The sequence below is a fragment of the Rhizobium sp. R693 genome (genome assembly GCF_002211315.1).
GTDB lineage: Bacteria > Pseudomonadota > Alphaproteobacteria > Rhizobiales > Rhizobiaceae > Rhizobium.
Window position 1 is genome coordinate 12,543 of the sequence record NZ_LOKY01000048.1, and the last position, 16,750, is coordinate 29,292.

Sequence of the window (16,750 nt, forward strand, 5' to 3'; positions counted from 1 at the left end):
GGGTGTCCATGGGGTTACCGCTCCTCAGCCTCATCGTATTTGCGCCGACCGCCGGGGCAGCGGTGCTGATGTTTCTGCGCAGCGACAATGCGATACGATGGACGGCGCTCGCCACCACCGTCCTCGATCTCGCCCTCTGTATCGCTATGCTTGCGAGCTTTGACACCACGACCCATGTCACACAGTTCACCGAGAGACACTCATGGGTGCCCGCGCTCGGGATCAGCTATGCGCTCGGCGTTGATGGAATAAGCGCGCTCTTCGTGTTCTTGACCGCGCTGTTGGGCTCGGTCTGCGTGCTCGCCTCGTGGGCTGCGATTAACCGCAAGGTGAAGGAGTTCATGGTCAGCCTGCTCGTCATGCAGGCGCTGATGCTCGGGGTGTTCTGCGCGCTCGACCTGTTCCTGTTCTATGTGTTTTGGGAAGCGATGCTGATCCCGATGTATCTGATCATCGGCGTCTGGGGGGGCGAGGGCCGGGTCTATGCAGCCTTCAAGTTCTTCCTCTACACGCTGGCAGGCAGTGTCCTGTTCCTGATCGGCGTCATCGTCCTTTATTTCAACGGCGGCAGGACCTTCGACATTCTCGCCCTGACAGCGCAGAATTTGCCGTTTCCGATCCAGTCGTGGCTGTTCTTCGCCTTCCTGGTCGCCTTCGCCGTGAAGGTACCGATGGTCCCGGTCCATACCTGGCTACCGGATGCCCATGTGCAGGCACCGACGGCAGGCAGCATCATCCTCGCCGGCGTGCTCCTGAAGATGGGCGCCTACGGCTTCCTGCGCTTCTCCCTACCAATGCTGCCGGAAGCGTCGGCGTATTATTCGCCGTTGATGCTGGCGCTCTCGGCGCTTGCGATCGTCTACGGCGGGCTGCTTGCGCTCGCGCAGGACGACCTGAAGAAGCTGGTGGCCTATTCCAGCATCAGCCATATGGGCTTTGTGACGCTGGGGATCTTCGCGCTGAACCTCCGCGGCCTTGAGGGCGCCATCCTGCAAATGTTCAACCATGGTGTAACGACGGGCGCGCTGTTCCTGTTCGTCGGCCTGATCTATGAGCGGACACATACGCGCAGCATCGCCGATTATGGTGGGTTGATGAAGGCAGCCCCCGTCTTTAGCGCGTTTCTTGCGCTGTTCACGCTGTCGTCGATGGCTCTGCCGGGAACGAACTCGTTCGTGGGCGAGTTGCTCGTGCTGTCCGGTGGCTTTGCGGCCAACCTCGCCGTTGGTGCGGCCGCCGTCCTCGGCGCCTTGCTGAGCGCGGCCTACCTGCTTGGCATGTATGGGAAAGTTGCGCTTGGTCCGGCAAGCGTCGGCGCCCTGTTCAAAATACGTGACGTCAACGCCCGCGAGATGGTTGCGATCCTGCCGCTGGCGCTTCTCGTGCTTTGGCTTGGGCTCTATCCAAAACCCTTTCTTGGCATCATCGACACCTCGGCAAAGCATCTGATGGTGCAGATGCACGGCAAGGGGAGTGGCCAATGACCGCCGCTGCGCTCTTCCAGTCGATCCTTGCAAGCCTACCCGAAATCGTGGTCGTCACCGGGGCCTGCATTCTGCTTATCTTGGGACAGCTTGTCCGCAAAGGGCAGGGCGATTTCCTTGTCTCGGCTTCCGTGGCCGTCGTGCTTGTTGCCGCCGCCATGACATTCATGCTGGCGGGCGAAGTGCGGCCAGCCTACACGGGCATGTTCATCGCTGACCGCTTCTCGATCTTCTTCAAGACCATTTTTTACCTGGCTACCGTTCTGACGCTCCTCCTATCGCGAAAATACGCCGACATCGAAGGGATCGGAAACAGCGAATATTATGTCCTGCTGCTGCTTGCGCTTTCGGGCATGATGATCATGGCCTCGGCGAGCGACCTCCTGTCGATCTATGTCGGCCTCGAACTGACGGTGCTTTGCACCTATGTGTTGACCGGCTTCTTGCGGAAACAAAGGCGCTCGAATGAAGCGGCGCTGAAATACGTGATCCTTGGCTCGGTCTCGACCGGGATTTTTCTCTACGGCGTTTCACTGGTTTACGGTCTGACTGGCACAACGCAGCTGGACGGGATGGCTGCTGCGGTGACCGGCGATCCACGCGATCCCGGATTGTTGTTGGCGGTGGTCTTCATCGTCGCGGGGCTGGTCTTCAAGGTCGGCGCAGTACCGTTCCATATGTGGCTGCCGGACGCCTATGAGGGCGCGCCGACGACCATCACCGCATTCATGTCCGTCGGTCCCAAGGCGGCGGGTTTCGCGGTGATCCTGCGCGTATTCATCAACCCGCTGGTCGCAGCCTCAAATGTCTGGATCATCGTCGCGGTGATTGCCGTCGCGACGATGGCGCTCGGCAGTTTCGTGGCGCTGGTGCAGGATAATTTCAAGCGCCTCCTGGCTTATTCCAGCATTGCCCATGCCGGCTTCGCCCTGTTCGGCGTGGTGGCCGGCGGTACGGATGGGATTGCCAGCGTGATGCTCTACCTGCTGATCTACTCTTTCATGAATATCGGCATTTTCGGCACCGTCATCATGATGCGGAACGATGATTTCTCGGGCGAGGTTATCGAGGACTATGCGGGGCTCGCCAAGCAGCATCCCGGGCTGGCGCTTGTGATGCTGCTCTTTCTGTTCTCGCTCGCCGGCATTCCACCGACGGCCGGCTTCTTCGCCAAGTTCTACGTGCTGGTCGCGCTGGTCGAGCGAGGGTTCGTCATGCTGGCGGTGATTGCCGTGCTGCTGAGCGTCGTCGCTGCCTATTTCTATATTCGCATTGCCATGGTGATCTACATGCGCGAACCAAAGAGGGCGTTCACCCCAGCGCTGACGCCCTTGCTGCGCGCCACACTCGCCTTCACCGCGGCCGGCACTATCGGTATTGGCCTGTTTCCGGCATGGTTTTTGAGGCTTGCCCAGCATTCGGTGTTTGGCGGCTGATCTATTGAATTTGCAATGATCCACCCGACGGAATACACTGATACTGCAAGAAAGGATTGCAGAAGTCGCTTTCCCGGGGCGACTGCAATACCGGCCCGAGCGGGTCGGTGGCAGCCGGAGCAAAACCCCAGGTGGGCGAGCGAGGCGGTGAACTATGACTGCAATGGAATTCCTGCCGGTCCTTGTCATGGTCGCCGGAGTTGCTCTGGTGACGGGGGCGACCCTGTTTGTCTCGTCGCTGCTGCGCCCGTCCAATCCCTATCCTGCAAAGAACATGGCCTATGAATGCGGCATGGACCCGGCAGGCGAGGCTGCCGGAGGCCGTTTCAGGGTGCAGTTCTTTATGCTGGCTATCCTGCTGGTGGTCTTCGACGTCGAGACGATGTTTCTCTTTCCCTGGGCTGTCGTCCTGAAAGACATCGGTCCGGTCGGTTATGTCGAGATGTTCGTCTTCATGATGCTGCTAGTCGTGGGTTTCGCCTACGCCTGGCTGAAGGGAGCGCTGGAATGGGAGGCGTAGGCAATGCGATACGCGACAGCGTGCTGTTCACCACCGCCGACAGCGTCATCAGTTGGAGCCGGCGATCGGCGTTGTGGCCCGAGACCTTTGGCATTGCCTGCTGCGCCATCGAGATGATCGCGGCGGGCTGCGCGCGTTACGATCTCGACCGGTTCGGCGTGGTGTTCCGGCCTTCGCCGCGCCAGTCCGACGTGATGATCATCGCCGGTACCGTGACCCGGAAATTCGCTCCCGTCGTGCGCCGCCTTTATGACCAGATGCCGGAGCCGCGCTGGGTAATCGCCATGGGGACCTGCGCGATCTCGGGCGGGGTCTACAATACCTACGCTGTGGTACAGGGGTCGGAAACCTTCGTGCCGGTGGACGTGCATGTGCCCGGCTGCCCGCCGCGGCCCGAGGCGCTGATGCACGGCTTCCTGCTTCTTCAGGAGAAGATCAAGAAGTCCCGGGCGCTGGCCGGGACGCCTCTGGACCGGATCGCCGCCTCATGAGCATCCAGCCTTTCGATCGAACCCTGATCCTGGAGCGCTTCGACGGAGCAATCGACGACCTCGGTGCCGCGCACGGCATTCACGCCTTTGCCGTTCAACCCGAAACGATTGTCGAGTTCTGCCGGTTTCTGAAAGAACATCCAGCGCTGCAGTTCAATTTCCTGTCTGATATCTGCGGGGTCGATCATTACCCGGAGCTGCCGCGCTATGAGGCTGTGTACCACCTCTATTCGCTGCCGAACAAATGGCGCGTTCGCATCAAGTGCCGGCTTGGCGATCCGCCCTGCGTCCCGTCGGTGACGGGGGTGTGGCGGACGGCCAATTGGCATGAGCGCGAGGCCTGGGACATGTATGGAATCAGGTTCGAAGGCCATCCCGATCTGCGGCGGATCTATATGTGGGAAGGCTTCGAGGGCTTTCCCCAGCGCAAGGATTTCCCCTTGAGGGGTTACAAGGACAAGCTGAATCCCTTCGGTGCCGAAGGCCCGCCGCCAACGCAGCCCGACATTGCCACCAGGGACATTCCAGAAGGAGGCCGTTTTACGCCGGAGAATTGAGATGACCGAAGTCACCGAGCTCGGCAGGCCGGAAGGCGAAGCCCTCAATACCAAGGAAGTGCTTCTCAATCTCGGCCCGCAGCACCCCAGCACCCATGGGGTACTCCGGCTCGTCCTCGAACTGGACGGCGAGTATGTCGAGCGTGTGGACCCGCATATCGGCTACCTCCACCGCGGCACAGAAAAACTCGCCGAGAGCTTCACCTACACCCAGATTTTTCCGCTGACGGACCGGCTCGACTATCTCTGCCCGCCATCCAACAACCTTGCCTTTGCGCTGGCGGTGGAGAAGCTTCTTGGCATAGAAGCGCCGATACGGGCTCAGTATATCCGCGTCATGATGGCCGAACTGGCGCGGATCTCTGGTCATCTCCTGATCACCGGCGCGTTACCGATGGATCTCGGTGCCATGACAGCGCTGCTTTACGTCATGCGCGAGCGCGAAATGATCATGGACCTTTTGGAGATGATTACCGGTGCGCGCATGCACACATCCTACTGCAGGGTTGGCGGCCTGCGCGAGGATCTGCCTGATGGATTTCTTCCCAAGATCAGGGAGTTCTGCGACATCTTCCCAAGCCGGATCCGCGACTATGAGCAATTGCTCGAAGATAACAGGGTGTTCCTCAAGCGCACGAAGGGGATCGGCGTGATCTCCGGTGAAGACGCAGTCGATCTGGGTCTCAGTGGCCCGAACCTGCGTGCCTCCGGTGTCGACTGGGATATCCGCCGCGACGAGCCCTACGAGATCTATGACCGGCTCGCCTTCAACGTCATCACCCGCAACGAGGGCGATTGCTACGCCCGTTGGCGGTGCCGCGTGGATGAGATGCGCGAAAGCCTCGCAATTATCGAACAGTGCATCGACCAGATGCCCGAAGGACCGTTCCAGATCGACATGCCGACGATCGCATTCCCGGTGGACAAGGAACGCGTGCACTGCTCGATGGAGGCCTTGATCCAGCATTTCGACCTGTCGGCCTACGGCTTCGACGTGCCCAAGGGCGAGGTCTATTCGGCGATCGAGGCGCCAAAGGGTGAACTGGGCTTCTACATCATCAGCGACGGATCGCCGAAACCGTTCCGCATGAAAGTGCGAGCACCGTCTTTCGTCAACCTGCAGGCGCTCTTCGGGGTGACCAACGCACGTTACCTGGCCGACATGATCGCCGTCTTGGGCAGTCTCGACCCGGTAATGGCGGAGGTGGACAAGTGACAGGAGACTTTGACGAGATGAGCATGCGCGAAAAGATAAAGGCAGCGGCGGCGCGGTATCCGAACCAGCGCTCGGCGATCATGCCCGCGCTGCTGATTGCGCAGAAGGAACATGGTTATCTGCCGGGTCCGGTACTCGAGGAAGTCGCCGACATCCTCGGCGTCGAGCGGATCTGGGTTTACGAGCTGGCCACCTTTTACACGCTCTTCCATACCGAACCGGTCGGCCTGTTCCACCTGCAGCTCTGTGACAACGTTTCCTGCATGCTGTGCGGATCGGAGGATCTGCTGAAGCATATGGAAGCGGTGCTGGGGATCGAAAAGGGCGAAACCACTGCGGACGGGCTATTCACGCTTTCTACCGTGGAGTGCCTCGGCGCCTGCGAGATGGCGCCCGTGATGCAGGTCGGCGACAACTACCACGGCAAGCTGAATGTCGCACAGGTTGACATACTTCTGGACAGTCTTCGGGCGACCGCGCCGCAGGCGGCAAGCGTTGAGCACACCGCTTCACAGCAGCAGCCGGGAGAATAGCGCCATGTTCGAACCGGTTCTCCTCAAGAATATGAACGTGCCGGACGGTCATTTGCTGTCGACCTACGAGGCTGGCGGCGGCTACCAGGCGCTGAAGAAGGCGCTGCATGAGCACACGCCCGACGAGATCATCGGCCTTGTCAAGGAATCAAACCTGCGTGGTCGCGGCGGCGCGGGTTTCCCAACGGGCATGAAATGGAGCTTCGTCCCGAAAAAGACCGGCAAGCCGACATACCTGTGCTGCAACGCCGACGAAGGAGAGCCTGGCACCTTCAAGGACCGGATCATCATGGAGCGCGACCCGCACCAGCTCATCGAGGGGCTGGCTGTAAGCGCCTATGCGATCGGCGCCAGGACCGCCTATGTCTACATCCGCGGAGAGTATGTGACGGCAATCCGCCACCTGGAGCAGGCGATCGCCGAGGCTCACGAAAGCGGTTTCCTTGGACGGAACATCCTGGGTACCGATTTCGATTTTGCCGTGCATATCCATTGCGGTGCCGGCGCCTATATCTGCGGCGAGGAAACCGCGATGCTCGATTCGCTCGAGGGCAAGCGGGCACAGCCCCGGCTGAAACCGCCGTTTCCGGCAGTCGAGGGGCTCTACGCCAGCCCGACCGTCATCAACAATGTCGAGACGCTCGCCTGTGTGCCGCATATCGTCATGCGCGGCTCGAGGTGGTTTCGGGAGATCGGCCCGGATAAGAGCCCAGGCCCGAAGCTCTATTGCATAAGCGGACAGGTGCGCAAACCCGGGCTCTACGAATTGCCGATGGGCATACCGCTGCGGGAACTGGTCGAGAACCACGCTGGCGGTCCGTTGCCTGGACGCAGGATCAAGGCGGTGATCCCGGGCGGCGTCTCGGCGCCGGTCATCCCGGAAAGCGGGCTTGACGTGGGGATGGATTTCGACTCGCTTGCCGCCGCCGGTTCGATGCTCGGCTCGGCCGGTGTGATCGTGATCGACGAGGCCACCTGCATGGTCAAGGTCGCGACCCGGATCATCGAGTTCTTCCACCACGAGTCCTGCGGCAAATGCACGCCCTGCCGCGAAGGGCTGGACTGGGCGGTGAAAGTGCTGCGGCGGGTCGAGGCGGGGCAGGGGGACCGGGGAGACCTGGAACAGCTGGACGCTCTCTGCAAGGGCATTTTCGGCAATACGTTCTGCGCTTTGGGCGACGGCGCGGCCATGGGGCTGCGGGCCGCGCTCAAGCATTTCCGCGATGAGTTCGTCGCCCATATCGAGGAGCGGAGGTGCCCGTTTCACTGAGGTGCGCGGGAAAAGACCGCGAGGAAGCCATGGTTCGTATCACGATTGATGACCAAACGCTGGAAGTAGACGCCGGCTCTACCGTGCTGCAGGCGGCCGAGCGCCTTGGCATCGACATTCCGACCTTCTGCTATATGAAACGGCTGCCGCCGCTCGCCTCATGCCGCATGTGCCTGGTTGAAATCGAGGGACAGCGGAGGTTGCAACCGTCTTGCGCCACCGCGGTCACCGACGGCATGGTGGTGCGCACCAACACGCCGCTGATCGACGAAACGCGCTCGTCCATGCTCGACATGCTGCTCGCCAATCACCCCCTCGACTGCCCGATCTGCGACAAGGGCGGCGAGTGCGAGTTGCAGGACCAGGTGATGGCCTATGGGCCGCGCGAAAGCCGGTTCCGCGATGCCAAACGCGTGTTCCACTCCGAGGATATCCGTCTGAGCCCGGTCGTCATCATGAACGTCAACCGCTGCATCCAGTGCCAGCGATGCGTGCGGATGTGCGAGGAAGTGGTCGGTGCGGTCGCCTTGGGCACCGTCGAGAAAGGTATGGATACGGCCGTGACCGGGTTTGAGGGCAGCCTGGCGAGCTGCGACCAATGCGGCAATTGCATCGAGGTCTGCCCGGTCGGCGCTCTCATGAGCTTCCCTTATCGCTACAAGGCTCGGCCCTGGGATCTGGCCGAGACAGACACGGTCTGCCCGCATTGCGGCACCGGCTGCCAGTTGACCGTCGGCACGCGCAAGGGCGAGTTCATGCGCGTGCGCTCGAAATGGGATGAAGGGCTCAACCGCGAAACGCTCTGCGCGCGGGGGCGTTTTGGCCTCGATTTCGTCACGAGCACGGACAGGATCAAGCATCCGATGGTCCGTCGTGACGGCGCCCTCGTTCCGGTTTCGTGGGAAGAAGCGGGAGACTACCTGCGACGGCGCCTCTCGTCCGTCGAGGGCAAGGCTGCCGGCGGGCTTGCCTCACCGCGCCTTCCCAACGAGATCCTTTACCAGTTCCAGAAAATGATGCGGACGGTCTTTTGGACCAACAACATAGACTGCTCGTCGCGCTGGTCCACGCCCGTCGATACGCTCGGTCCGTTGCTGACGGGCCTTTACAGCCGCGCGCCGTTGGCGGACGTGATCGGCAACGACTGCGTGCTCGTTGTCGGCGGTAACCCGACCGAGGAAAACCCCGTCACCGAATATCTGCTGCGCGACGCCGCGCGGCGGCGCCAGACCAGATTGCTGATGCTTTCGGCGCGACCGTCCCGCCTGGACGCCGATGCTCGCGCGGTCGTTCGCGCGTCGCCGGGCGGTGAAGCGTCGAGCCTTGCCGCAGTGGTGGCCGGTCTCGCGGCGGCCGGTCAGGACCTGCCGAGCGAGGTTGCCGCGGACGTTAGCGGGCCACCCGCGGTCACAGGCAGCGACGAACTGTCCCGCCTGACCACGGCGCTCTCGGACGGACAAAGCATCACCGTGCTTGTCAGCGCCGAACTCCTGAGGTCGCCAACAGCAGGCGTGACGCTGCAGCAGCTTAACAACCTTCTCAAGGTTCTCGGCCTGCTCGGCAAAAGAGCGGCGCTGCAGTTTCTCTTCGACCGCGCCAACCAGTTGGGAGCCTGGGATATGGGCGTTTTACCGACAACCCTGCCGGGGTTGCGCGCGCTCGCCGATGATGCAACGCGCAAAACTCTCGAAGGGGCCTGGGGTACTGTGATCCGCTCCGAACCGGGCGCGGATTTCGACCGGATGCTGGATCTCTGTGACCAGGGTCAAATGGGCGCGCTCTATATCGCCGGCAGCGACCCGCTGATGTCGTATCCCGACCGGGAGTTCGCGCGGCGGGCACTTCGTCGCGCCGATCTCCTGATCGTGCAGGACGCGTTCATCACGGATACGACCAGCCTCGCCGAAGTGGTGCTGCCCGCAGCGAGTTACGGTGAGGAGGCAGGCACTTTCACCAATAACGAAGGTCGGCTCCAGAAGGTCAGCAAGTTCCGTGAGCCCGTTGTCGAGGCGCGGGGCAACCTGGCGATCTTCGACTTCGTCGCAGCCCTTCGCGGCCACTCGATGCGACCATCAGTTCAAGGCGAGATCTTCGACGAGATCGTCCGGTTGGTTCCCGCTTACCAGGGGCTGACGCAGGATGGGCTTGGCACCGACGGCGCGTTTACCAAAGGGGGGCTGACACCACCGGCTGGTGGGTTCTTTGCGCCAGCGCCTGCCCCCATTGCGTCTGACCGTCTCATGCTGATCACCGGCAATTGCCTTTTCCACAATGGATATCTTTCCGAACGCTCAAAAATCCTGAATACGATCGCCGATGACCCCTATGCCGAGATGAGCGCGCAGGATGCCGAAGAGCTGGGCCTTTCGGATGGCGATCAGGTCGTCGTGCGATCCGGCCAGGGCGAGCTGAGTGCACAACTCAAGGTCAACCGGCGTTTTCCCCGCGGCCTTGTGTTCGTTCCCGAAAATTACAGAGCCTTGCGGCTCAACAGGCTGATGCTGCGGGGTCAATACCCAAGTCCGGTGGAGGTTCAAAAGGCACAAGTCGCCTCCATGATCGCCGCCACAGCGGGGCTCGGTCCGAAGGACCTCGGCCAGGGCAGCACTGGTGGCTGACCCTTAACCCAGGTGTATGTTGTCAATGATAGCTGACCCCGCTGATGTAGTCGTGCAGATCCTGCTCCGTGCGCATCGCTTCTTCGAGCCTGTACTTGACCACGTCGCCGATACTGACAATGCCGACAATAGTCTCGCCATCCATGACCAGCACATGGCGCGTGCGCCGTTCGGTCATGATCGCCATTACAAGAGGCAGTAAATCGTCTGACGAGCAGGTCGCCACCCGGCGGTTCATGATATCGCGGACGCGCATGGCGGGCGCTTCGGTTCCATATTCAGCGATCGCGTTGCAGCAGTCCCTCTCCGACACCGTGCCCAGGCATTCCCCCGGGGAACGACCGACAATGACGAAGCCGATGTTGTTTTCGCGAAACAGTCTCAGGACCTCCACCATCGTGTGGTCCGGTGCGACCGAGATGATCTCGGGAGACTTGCTATTCAAAATCTGGCACACATGCATCTGCGCCTCCTTTCTGCGCCCCACTTGCGGCTGGCGCGTCATCTTCTGCGGATATTCCGCCACCAGTTGTACCCTTGCGGCTCGCTCGTCTCGACCAGGACGTCGCGTTCTGTGTTCAGGCGCGCGGCGACCACGCCGCCGCCGGTCGCCGCTTTACCCGGCTTGGCGAGCAGATCGTCGCGTCCGATTACCAGGTCTTTCGAGGAGAAACTCGAGAATTCATACTGCTGGCCAAGCTTGATCGCGTCGGCCGGACAGGCATCCTCACATAGGCCGCAGAAGAGGCACCGGGCCGTGTCGATCTCGAATTTCGCCGGGTGACGGTTGCCCTTTTCGTCCTCGTAAGGGACGACTTCGATGCAGTCGCAAGGACAAATCCGCGCGCAGAGTTCGCAGGCCACGCATTTGATCTCGCCGGCTTCGTCGCGCGTCAGGAAGTGGTGCCCGCGGTAACGCGAGTAGGGCAGCCATTTTTCCTTGTCCGGGTACTGCATGGTCACCGGTTTGGAAAACATGTAACCGAAGGTCAACGCCAAAGCGTTCGCGAGGTCGGCGAAGAACGCCCAGCCGATCCAAGTTCCAATTCTGTCCTGTGCGTGCGACATCGCTGCCCCACTCCGGAGCCGCTTTGGCCCCTAAAAGAAGACAAGACCAGTGATGATTATGTTCGCCATCGACAGCGGAAGCAAGACTTTCCATCCGATCGCCATCAGCTGGTCGTAGCGATAGCGCGGGAAGGTGAAGCGGAACCACATGAACAAGTAGACGAAGAACGCGACCTTGAGCGCAAACCAGAGGAGCGGTGGCAAGGGGATGAGTACGCCGTTCCAGCCGCCGAAAAACAGGAGCACCACCACCACCGAGACCAGAAGGACGATGGAATATTCGCTGATCATGAAGAACGCAAAGCGAATGCCGCTGTATTCGGTATGGAACCCGGCACCGAGATCGCCCTCCGCTTCCGCCAGGTCGAAAGGAATGCGCTGCGCTTCGGCCAATCCGGCAACAAAGAACACGAAGAATCCGACCGGTTGATAGACGATGTTCCAGACATCGGCCTGCGCTCGCACGATTTCGAGAAGGCTCATGGATTGCGCCAGCATCACCACGCCGATCACCGCGAACCCCATTGGGATCTCGTAGCTGATCATCTGCGCGCAGGTCCTGAGGCTGCCAAGCACAGCGTACTTGCTGTTGGCTGCCCAGCCGCCGAAGATGACACCATAGACCTCGATCCCGAGCACAGCGAAGACGAAGAGAAGCGCCACATTCATGTCGGAGACGTAAAGGGAAATCTCCTTGCCGAGCACCGAGATGGATTCGCCAAAGGGGATCGCGACGAACACCACGAAGGGCGGAGCAAGCGCCAGGATCGGAGCCACTTTGAACAGGAAGCGGTCAGCCTCGGCCGGGATGTGGTCCTCTTTGGTCAAGAGTTTGATTCCGTCCGCCACCGGCTGCAGCAGCCCATGCCAGCCAACGCGCATGGGTCCCATCCGTTGCTGCATGTGTCCGGCGATCTTGCGTTCCAGCCAGGTGAGCGGCAAGGGCAACAGCAGCAGCATCGCAATCAGCAACGCAACCTTGAAGACGATCAATCCGATGGCGAATATGAGTTCCATGATCCGCAGCGGCTTCATTGACAGGTTGAAACACGCGACCGGACTTTGGCTCCGGTTATCCACTTCGTAGTCTGCACAAGTCAGACCTCAGGATACAGCGACGACGCGCCCCATACAATCCGTCGCATCTCACGTCATCTGCGGCTAACGGCTTGCAGGTATTTGGCCGCGGCATTAATTCTCACGCTCGCATAATGAAGAGTAATGCGGTGAGGGTTTTGCAATGCAGTTTCGCAGGCGCTTGCCGTCGATGACGGCGTTGATCATGCTGGAAGCGGTCCTTCGCCGGAAGAGCTTCACCATCGCGGCCGGCGAGCTCGGGGTTACCCAGGCGGCCGTAAGCCGGCAAATTGCGTTGCTTGAAGAAGAACTCGGTCAGCCGATGTTCGTGCGCAAGCATCGCGCGATTGAGCCGACTGCTGCGTGCCTGGTTCTGGGGGCCTCCCTTGCGCAGAGTTTCTCCAACATTTCCGACGCGATCGATGCCATAAAGGGGGCGGCCCAGGATGTCGTCACCATTGGCGCGACCGTGGCTTTCTCATCGTTCTGGCTACTTCCCCGGCTCGCCGATTTTCGTGCCCAGAATCCCGGCATCCAGATCCGCGTCGTTTCCCAGGATGCAAAGATCGATCTGGATAGCGGGACTGTCGATCTCGCCATCCGCTTCGGCCTGCCTCCCTTCAGCGACGGAACGGTGATTGCCTCGCGCGGGGACGTGATAATGCTTGTCTGCTCGCCGGAATACCTCAACCGGCGCGGCAACGGCCCATTGTCGGCGACGGACGAGTTCATCGAGACTGATGCGGAGGACCGGTCATGGCTTTCCTGGGGCCAATGGCTGGAAGAACTTGGCGTGCAGTTCGAGGTCACGCCCTCTCTTCGTTTCAGCCACTATACCGAGACGATCTTCGCTGCCCGCGCGGGTCAAGGAGTTGCGCTCGGCTGGGGCACCCTTGTTCAGACGTTTCTTGATGACGGCACGCTGGTTGCTCTCGATGAGACCAGACTGTCACCGGAGGGCCGGTACAATGTTCTGCTGCCATTGAAGTCGAGAAGGACCGTGGCGATCAACCGGGCTGCGTCGTGGCTCACTGCCGCACTTCATGCATGATCGTTTCCCCTTCGGGTAACTGCAGGAAACAGGATGACGACCATTGCTTTGGGCAGGGCATTCCATCGAGATTGAGGCGGCCAGTCTCTGACCATTCCTTCGGAACGGCAAGCCAGCATCACTGCCATCGCCTGCGGACCAGTCACTCTCCTTTATAGCGGCGGTTCAAAACCTCTCTGGAGCATCGCCTCAAATAAGAGATCGCGACACCTTGACTGTCTATCATATGTCTACATAATGTCTTCCAAAAGGAACCACGATGAACGGCACAATGATTTCCGAGCATGCGAACCTCGACCGCAAGGCCAGCCTGGGCCTTGCTCTGCGCCGCCGGATCCTGACGATGGAGCTTGCTCCGGGCGCAATTCTGGACGAAGTGGCGCTGAGCGAGGAGTTCGGACTGTCGCGTCCGCCGGTTCGCGAACTGATGCGTCAGATGGCCGGCGAAGGCTATATCGAACTGGAAACCAACCGCGCTGCGCGGGTCAGCTCGATGAGCTACCAGTCGCTGCGGGATTTCTTTCTTCTGGCACCGATGATCTACATCACCGCAAACAAGCTCGCCGCCGAGAACCGCACCCGGGCGGAGCTCGATGTTCTCAAGCAGATCCAGCAATCGTTCCAGACCGCGATCGATGAGAACGACGTAGAGGGTCGCGTCTTCCACAACGATCAGTTTCATCGCCAATTGGGCGAGATGGCGCACAATGTCTACCTCGTGCCAAGCCTACGCAGGCTTCAGATCGACCATGCCCGGATCGGGAAGATCTTCTACAAGCATCCAAATACGCCCCGCATGCAGGAAGAGCTCGAACTGGCCTCCCAGCAGCACGAGGAAATGATCGGAGCCATCGAACAACGCGATGTCGATGCCGCGGCTGAGCTTGCGCGCCTGCATCTCGAACTTTCTCGACGAAACATGGCCATGTACGCAGCCCCTGAAGGTCTGGAAACGCCCGCACTTTAAGGATCGAGTTCGAGACGTCACCAGCCCGTTTGCGGGTCTCAGATTCTGAAGACGTGGGGCGCGCGCGCGCCACATTCGATGCTGGCGCCGGATCTATGCCTACACGCAGCTCAAGGCCATCGGCTTGAGCTTCCGATACTTACCGCGGGAGGACCCACCGAATGCCAGACTTCCAGTTTCCAGGCCTTAATCTTGCGATCGCCACGCCGTTCGACGACGCGGGACGCATCGACTATAGCAGGCTCGAACATAACATTGAGCGATATCTCGCAGCAGGTGTCCGCAGCTTTCTATTGAGTTCCGGAACGGGCATGCACGTCTATCTTTCCAAGGAAGAATCCGAGGCGCTGATCAAACGGGGCGCGCGCATCGTGAATGGTCGCGCCAAGGTCCTCGCCCAAACTTCCGCCCTTCTCGTCGAGGATGTTGTCGAGCGCACAGCGCGCGCCCGCGATGCCGGCGCGGAAGCGGTGATGGTTCTTCCGCCGTTCTTCGAAGGGCCGACCGACGATCGGGGTATCCTCGATTTCTACGCCGAGGTGGCCAAGGCCTGCCTTCCAGTGATCGGCTACAACGTACCGCAGGCCGTCGGCGTCGCGATTACGCCTGAGCTCTTGATCAAGCTCAGCGAAATTCCCGGCTTTTGTGCCATCAAGGACAGTGGCGGCGACCTTGGCAAACAGGCAGGGCTTGTTCGCACCGGCAAGTTCGTCATGAATGGCGCTGACAATCTTGTCCCATACGCGCTCTATGCCGGCTGCCACGGCCTGATCTGGGGAGGAGCGAATTTCGCGCCGAAAACATGCCTTTCAATCGTGGCCGCCGCCGCAAAGGGCAATTGGGTCGAGGTTCGCGAACTGTGGAAGCTGCTTGAGCCGGCGATGGCCCTCATTTCGCAGGGTGACTACGTACAAACCGTTTACGCTGCTTCCCAACTGACCGGCTACGGCGCCGGATCCCCACGAAAGCCCTTGCGCGGCCTTTCTGCCGATTGGATCCCGGCGGTCCGGCAGTCCCTCGATACGCTCATTGAGCGGGAGGCGATATGACATGCTCTCCGGTTCCAAAGACGTCTTTGTCGCGTCGAAGATTCCGAAAAGTGCTGGTGTTTCGGGCTGGGTGGCGACCCTTCCACCGCGCACGCCACGCCCAGCGCTGACGGGATCGGTCATCGCGGACATCGTCATCATCGGCGGCGGTTTTGCCGGTCTTTCGGCAGCCCGGCGCATTTCGCGCCTGGATCCTTCTGCCGGCGTTGCAATCCTGGAAGCAGGGGTTGTCAGCGAAGGACCTGCAGGCGCGAATTCGGGCTTCATCATCGACCTTCCGCACGAGGTTTCCTCCGACGATTTCAGCGGAGAATCCGAAAACAAGTTCAAACAGTCCGTGCTGATCCAGCGCTCGGCGATTGCCTTGGCCGCGGAGATGGCAGAGGAAGGCGGCTGGGGCAGAGACATCTTCGACCGCTGCGGGCGCTACAGCGTTGCGATAAGCCCCGAAGGCGACAGGCACCTTGTGGATTACGCCGGGCAGCTTTCAAGAATGGGCGAGGATCATCGGTTGCTGAGCGCCAGGGAGATTGGCGCCGTGACCGGATCACCGGCCTATACCTGCGGACTCTTCACGCCCGGCACCGTCATCATACAGCCGGCCGCCTACATTCGCGCGGTTGCCGACGGCCTAAACGACCCGATCAGGCTTTTCGAGCGAACACCCGCACTTTCGTTTGAACGCCGCAAGACCGGCTGGCTCGTCAAGACACCACAGGGATCCGTGCAGGCGGAAAAGATCATTCTGGCGAACAACGGGCATGCGGAGAGCTTCGGTTTCTTCCGCAAACGTCTGCTCCATATCTTCACCTATGCCTCGCTTACCGAGGAATTCGATCCCTCCCGCCTTGGCGGACAACGAAAGTGGGCGGCAACACCCGCCCTGCCCATGGGAACGACCGTTCGTCGCATCAACACCGAGAGCGGCGACCGGATTCTGGTGCGCTCACGTTACAGCTACAATCCGGGCATTGCGGTGAATGAGGCGGCGATAAGGCGCGCCGGACGCCTGCATGACGCGAAGTTCGGCCACCGCTTCCCCGACTTGTGTGGGGTGAAGATGCAATATCGCTGGGCGGGCGCCATGGCCATTACACGCAACCATGTCCCAGCCTTCGGCGAAATCGAGCGCAACGTATTTGCCGCATGCGGCTGCAACGGCCTTGGAGCCTCGAACTCGACAGCATCCGGGATCGCGGCTGCCGAACTGGCTCTTGGATACGACACCGAGCTCGGCCGGGTCTACGCACGACTGGCTGCGCCGACACCATGGCCACCACAGCCGTTTGCAACGATCGGCGCGAAGCTTCACCTTGCATATCGCGAATGGCGCGCAGGGGCCGAGTGAGCAGGGCTCGCCATAAACCTCCGGAAAAGTGACGCACACGATATCGGGCGTCATCAGCCTAGGTT

16 protein-coding genes are annotated in these 16,750 nt (G+C 60.8%); 13 read left to right on the forward strand and 3 right to left on the reverse strand.

What is annotated here, in order from left to right; genetic code table 11:
* The first annotated feature begins 8 nt into the window (after window positions 1-8).
* The 9 genes from ATY79_RS27740 (at window position 9) to nuoG (ending at window position 10,125) form a co-directional block, all read left to right on the forward strand.
* Window positions 9-1,484, forward strand: a complete 1,476-nt coding sequence (locus tag ATY79_RS27740) for an NADH-quinone oxidoreductase subunit M (protein ID WP_088705462.1) — start codon at window positions 9-11, stop codon at window positions 1,482-1,484.
* Window positions 1,481-2,920, forward strand: a complete 1,440-nt coding sequence (locus tag ATY79_RS27745) for an NADH-quinone oxidoreductase subunit N (protein ID WP_088705463.1) — start codon at window positions 1,481-1,483, stop codon at window positions 2,918-2,920. The genes ATY79_RS27740 and ATY79_RS27745 overlap by 4 nt, the downstream gene beginning before the upstream one ends.
* A gap of 154 nt (window positions 2,921-3,074) precedes the next feature.
* On the forward strand, window positions 3,075-3,440 hold the full coding sequence (locus tag ATY79_RS27750) for an NADH-quinone oxidoreductase subunit A (RefSeq protein WP_088705464.1): 366 nt from the start codon (window positions 3,075-3,077) through the stop codon (window positions 3,438-3,440).
* Window positions 3,428-3,931, forward strand: a complete 504-nt coding sequence (locus ATY79_RS27755; RefSeq protein WP_088691667.1) for an NADH-quinone oxidoreductase subunit B — start codon at window positions 3,428-3,430, stop codon at window positions 3,929-3,931. Before ATY79_RS27750 ends, ATY79_RS27755 begins: the two co-directional genes overlap by 13 nt.
* Window positions 3,928-4,488, forward strand: coding sequence for an NADH-quinone oxidoreductase subunit C (locus ATY79_RS27760; RefSeq protein WP_088705465.1), 561 nt, complete (start codon window positions 3,928-3,930; stop codon window positions 4,486-4,488). The genes ATY79_RS27755 and ATY79_RS27760 overlap by 4 nt, the downstream gene beginning before the upstream one ends.
* Window position 4,489: 1 nt before the next feature.
* Entirely contained in the window at window positions 4,490-5,704 is a 1,215-nt protein-coding gene (nuoD, locus tag ATY79_RS27765; protein WP_088705466.1) for an NADH dehydrogenase (quinone) subunit D, read from the forward strand.
* A 17-nt stretch (window positions 5,705-5,721) separates the two neighbouring features.
* The gene (gene nuoE, locus ATY79_RS27770) at window positions 5,722-6,237 is read left to right on the forward strand and encodes an NADH-quinone oxidoreductase subunit NuoE (RefSeq protein ID WP_088705467.1); all 516 of its coding nucleotides are present in this window, start codon (window positions 5,722-5,724) and stop codon (window positions 6,235-6,237) included.
* A gap of 4 nt (window positions 6,238-6,241) precedes the next feature.
* The gene (gene nuoF, locus ATY79_RS27775) at window positions 6,242-7,507 is read left to right on the forward strand and encodes an NADH-quinone oxidoreductase subunit NuoF (protein ID WP_088705468.1); all 1,266 of its coding nucleotides are present in this window, start codon (window positions 6,242-6,244) and stop codon (window positions 7,505-7,507) included.
* A 29-nt stretch (window positions 7,508-7,536) separates the two neighbouring features.
* Window positions 7,537-10,125 carry an NADH-quinone oxidoreductase subunit NuoG gene (nuoG, locus tag ATY79_RS27780; protein ID WP_088705469.1) on the forward strand — a complete coding sequence of 863 codons (2,589 nt, stop codon included), beginning with the start codon at window positions 7,537-7,539 and terminating at the stop codon, window positions 10,123-10,125.
* A 22-nt stretch (window positions 10,126-10,147) separates the two neighbouring features.
* On the opposite strand, the gene ATY79_RS27785 is transcribed toward nuoG, so the two are convergent.
* From ATY79_RS27785 to nuoH, 3 genes are read right to left on the reverse strand one after another with little or no spacing between them, the layout of a single operon-like run.
* A complete protein-coding gene (locus ATY79_RS27785) occupies window positions 10,148-10,588 on the reverse strand; it encodes a CBS domain-containing protein (RefSeq protein WP_088705470.1) in 441 nt (146 codons plus the stop codon).
* A gap of 38 nt (window positions 10,589-10,626) precedes the next feature.
* A complete protein-coding gene (locus ATY79_RS27790; protein ID WP_088691661.1) occupies window positions 10,627-11,193 on the reverse strand; it encodes an NADH-quinone oxidoreductase subunit I in 567 nt (188 codons plus the stop codon).
* 30 nt (window positions 11,194-11,223) lie between these two features.
* The gene (gene nuoH / locus ATY79_RS27795) at window positions 11,224-12,210 is read right to left on the reverse strand and encodes an NADH-quinone oxidoreductase subunit NuoH (RefSeq protein ID WP_088705672.1); all 987 of its coding nucleotides are present in this window, start codon (window positions 12,208-12,210) and stop codon (window positions 11,224-11,226) included.
* 223 nt (window positions 12,211-12,433) lie between these two features.
* Here nuoH and ATY79_RS27800 point away from each other — a divergent pair, with 223 nt between their 5' ends.
* From ATY79_RS27800 to ATY79_RS27815, 4 genes are all read left to right on the forward strand, one after another.
* Window positions 12,434-13,321 (forward strand): LysR substrate-binding domain-containing protein, encoded by an 888-nt coding sequence (locus ATY79_RS27800; RefSeq protein WP_189638083.1) that lies wholly within the window; start codon window positions 12,434-12,436, stop codon window positions 13,319-13,321.
* Window positions 13,322-13,580: 259 nt separating this feature from the next.
* Entirely contained in the window at window positions 13,581-14,288 is a 708-nt protein-coding gene (locus tag ATY79_RS27805) for a GntR family transcriptional regulator (protein WP_088705471.1), read from the forward strand.
* A 161-nt stretch (window positions 14,289-14,449) separates the two neighbouring features.
* A complete protein-coding gene (locus ATY79_RS27810; RefSeq protein ID WP_088705472.1) occupies window positions 14,450-15,337 on the forward strand; it encodes a dihydrodipicolinate synthase family protein in 888 nt (295 codons plus the stop codon).
* Window position 15,338: 1 nt separating this feature from the next.
* Window positions 15,339-16,685 (forward strand): FAD-binding oxidoreductase, encoded by a 1,347-nt coding sequence (locus ATY79_RS27815; RefSeq protein ID WP_088705473.1) that lies wholly within the window; start codon window positions 15,339-15,341, stop codon window positions 16,683-16,685.
* The last annotated feature ends 65 nt before the right edge of the window (window positions 16,686-16,750 follow it).

What these genes read in the sequence shown, in the direction of transcription:
- ATY79_RS27760 (WP_088705465.1), top strand. Translation starts at nt 3,928, where the DNA reads ATGAGCATCCAGCCTTTCGATCGAACCCTGATCCTGGAGCGCTTCGAC.
- ATY79_RS27800 (WP_189638083.1), top strand. Translation starts at nt 12,434, where the DNA reads ATGCAGTTTCGCAGGCGCTTGCCGTCGATGACGGCGTTGATCATGCTG.
- ATY79_RS27745 (WP_088705463.1), top strand. Translation starts at nt 1,481, where the DNA reads ATGACCGCCGCTGCGCTCTTCCAGTCGATCCTTGCAAGCCTACCCGAA.
- ATY79_RS27785 (WP_088705470.1), bottom strand. Translation starts at nt 10,588, where the DNA reads ATGCATGTGTGCCAGATTTTGAATAGCAAGTCTCCCGAGATCATCTCG.
- ATY79_RS27815 (WP_088705473.1), top strand. Translation starts at nt 15,339, where the DNA reads ATGCTCTCCGGTTCCAAAGACGTCTTTGTCGCGTCGAAGATTCCGAAA.
- ATY79_RS27810 (WP_088705472.1), top strand. Translation starts at nt 14,450, where the DNA reads ATGCCAGACTTCCAGTTTCCAGGCCTTAATCTTGCGATCGCCACGCCG.
- nuoH (WP_088705672.1), bottom strand. Translation starts at nt 12,210, where the DNA reads ATGGAACTCATATTCGCCATCGGATTGATCGTCTTCAAGGTTGCGTTG.
- nuoE (WP_088705467.1), top strand. Translation starts at nt 5,722, where the DNA reads ATGAGCATGCGCGAAAAGATAAAGGCAGCGGCGGCGCGGTATCCGAAC.
- nuoF (WP_088705468.1), top strand. Translation starts at nt 6,242, where the DNA reads ATGTTCGAACCGGTTCTCCTCAAGAATATGAACGTGCCGGACGGTCAT.
- nuoD (WP_088705466.1), top strand. Translation starts at nt 4,490, where the DNA reads ATGACCGAAGTCACCGAGCTCGGCAGGCCGGAAGGCGAAGCCCTCAAT.
- ATY79_RS27740 (WP_088705462.1), top strand. Translation starts at nt 9, where the DNA reads ATGGGGTTACCGCTCCTCAGCCTCATCGTATTTGCGCCGACCGCCGGG.
- nuoG (WP_088705469.1), top strand. Translation starts at nt 7,537, where the DNA reads ATGGTTCGTATCACGATTGATGACCAAACGCTGGAAGTAGACGCCGGC.
- ATY79_RS27790 (WP_088691661.1), bottom strand. Translation starts at nt 11,193, where the DNA reads ATGTCGCACGCACAGGACAGAATTGGAACTTGGATCGGCTGGGCGTTC.
- ATY79_RS27750 (WP_088705464.1), top strand. Translation starts at nt 3,075, where the DNA reads ATGACTGCAATGGAATTCCTGCCGGTCCTTGTCATGGTCGCCGGAGTT.
- ATY79_RS27805 (WP_088705471.1), top strand. Translation starts at nt 13,581, where the DNA reads ATGAACGGCACAATGATTTCCGAGCATGCGAACCTCGACCGCAAGGCC.
- ATY79_RS27755 (WP_088691667.1), top strand. Translation starts at nt 3,428, where the DNA reads ATGGGAGGCGTAGGCAATGCGATACGCGACAGCGTGCTGTTCACCACC.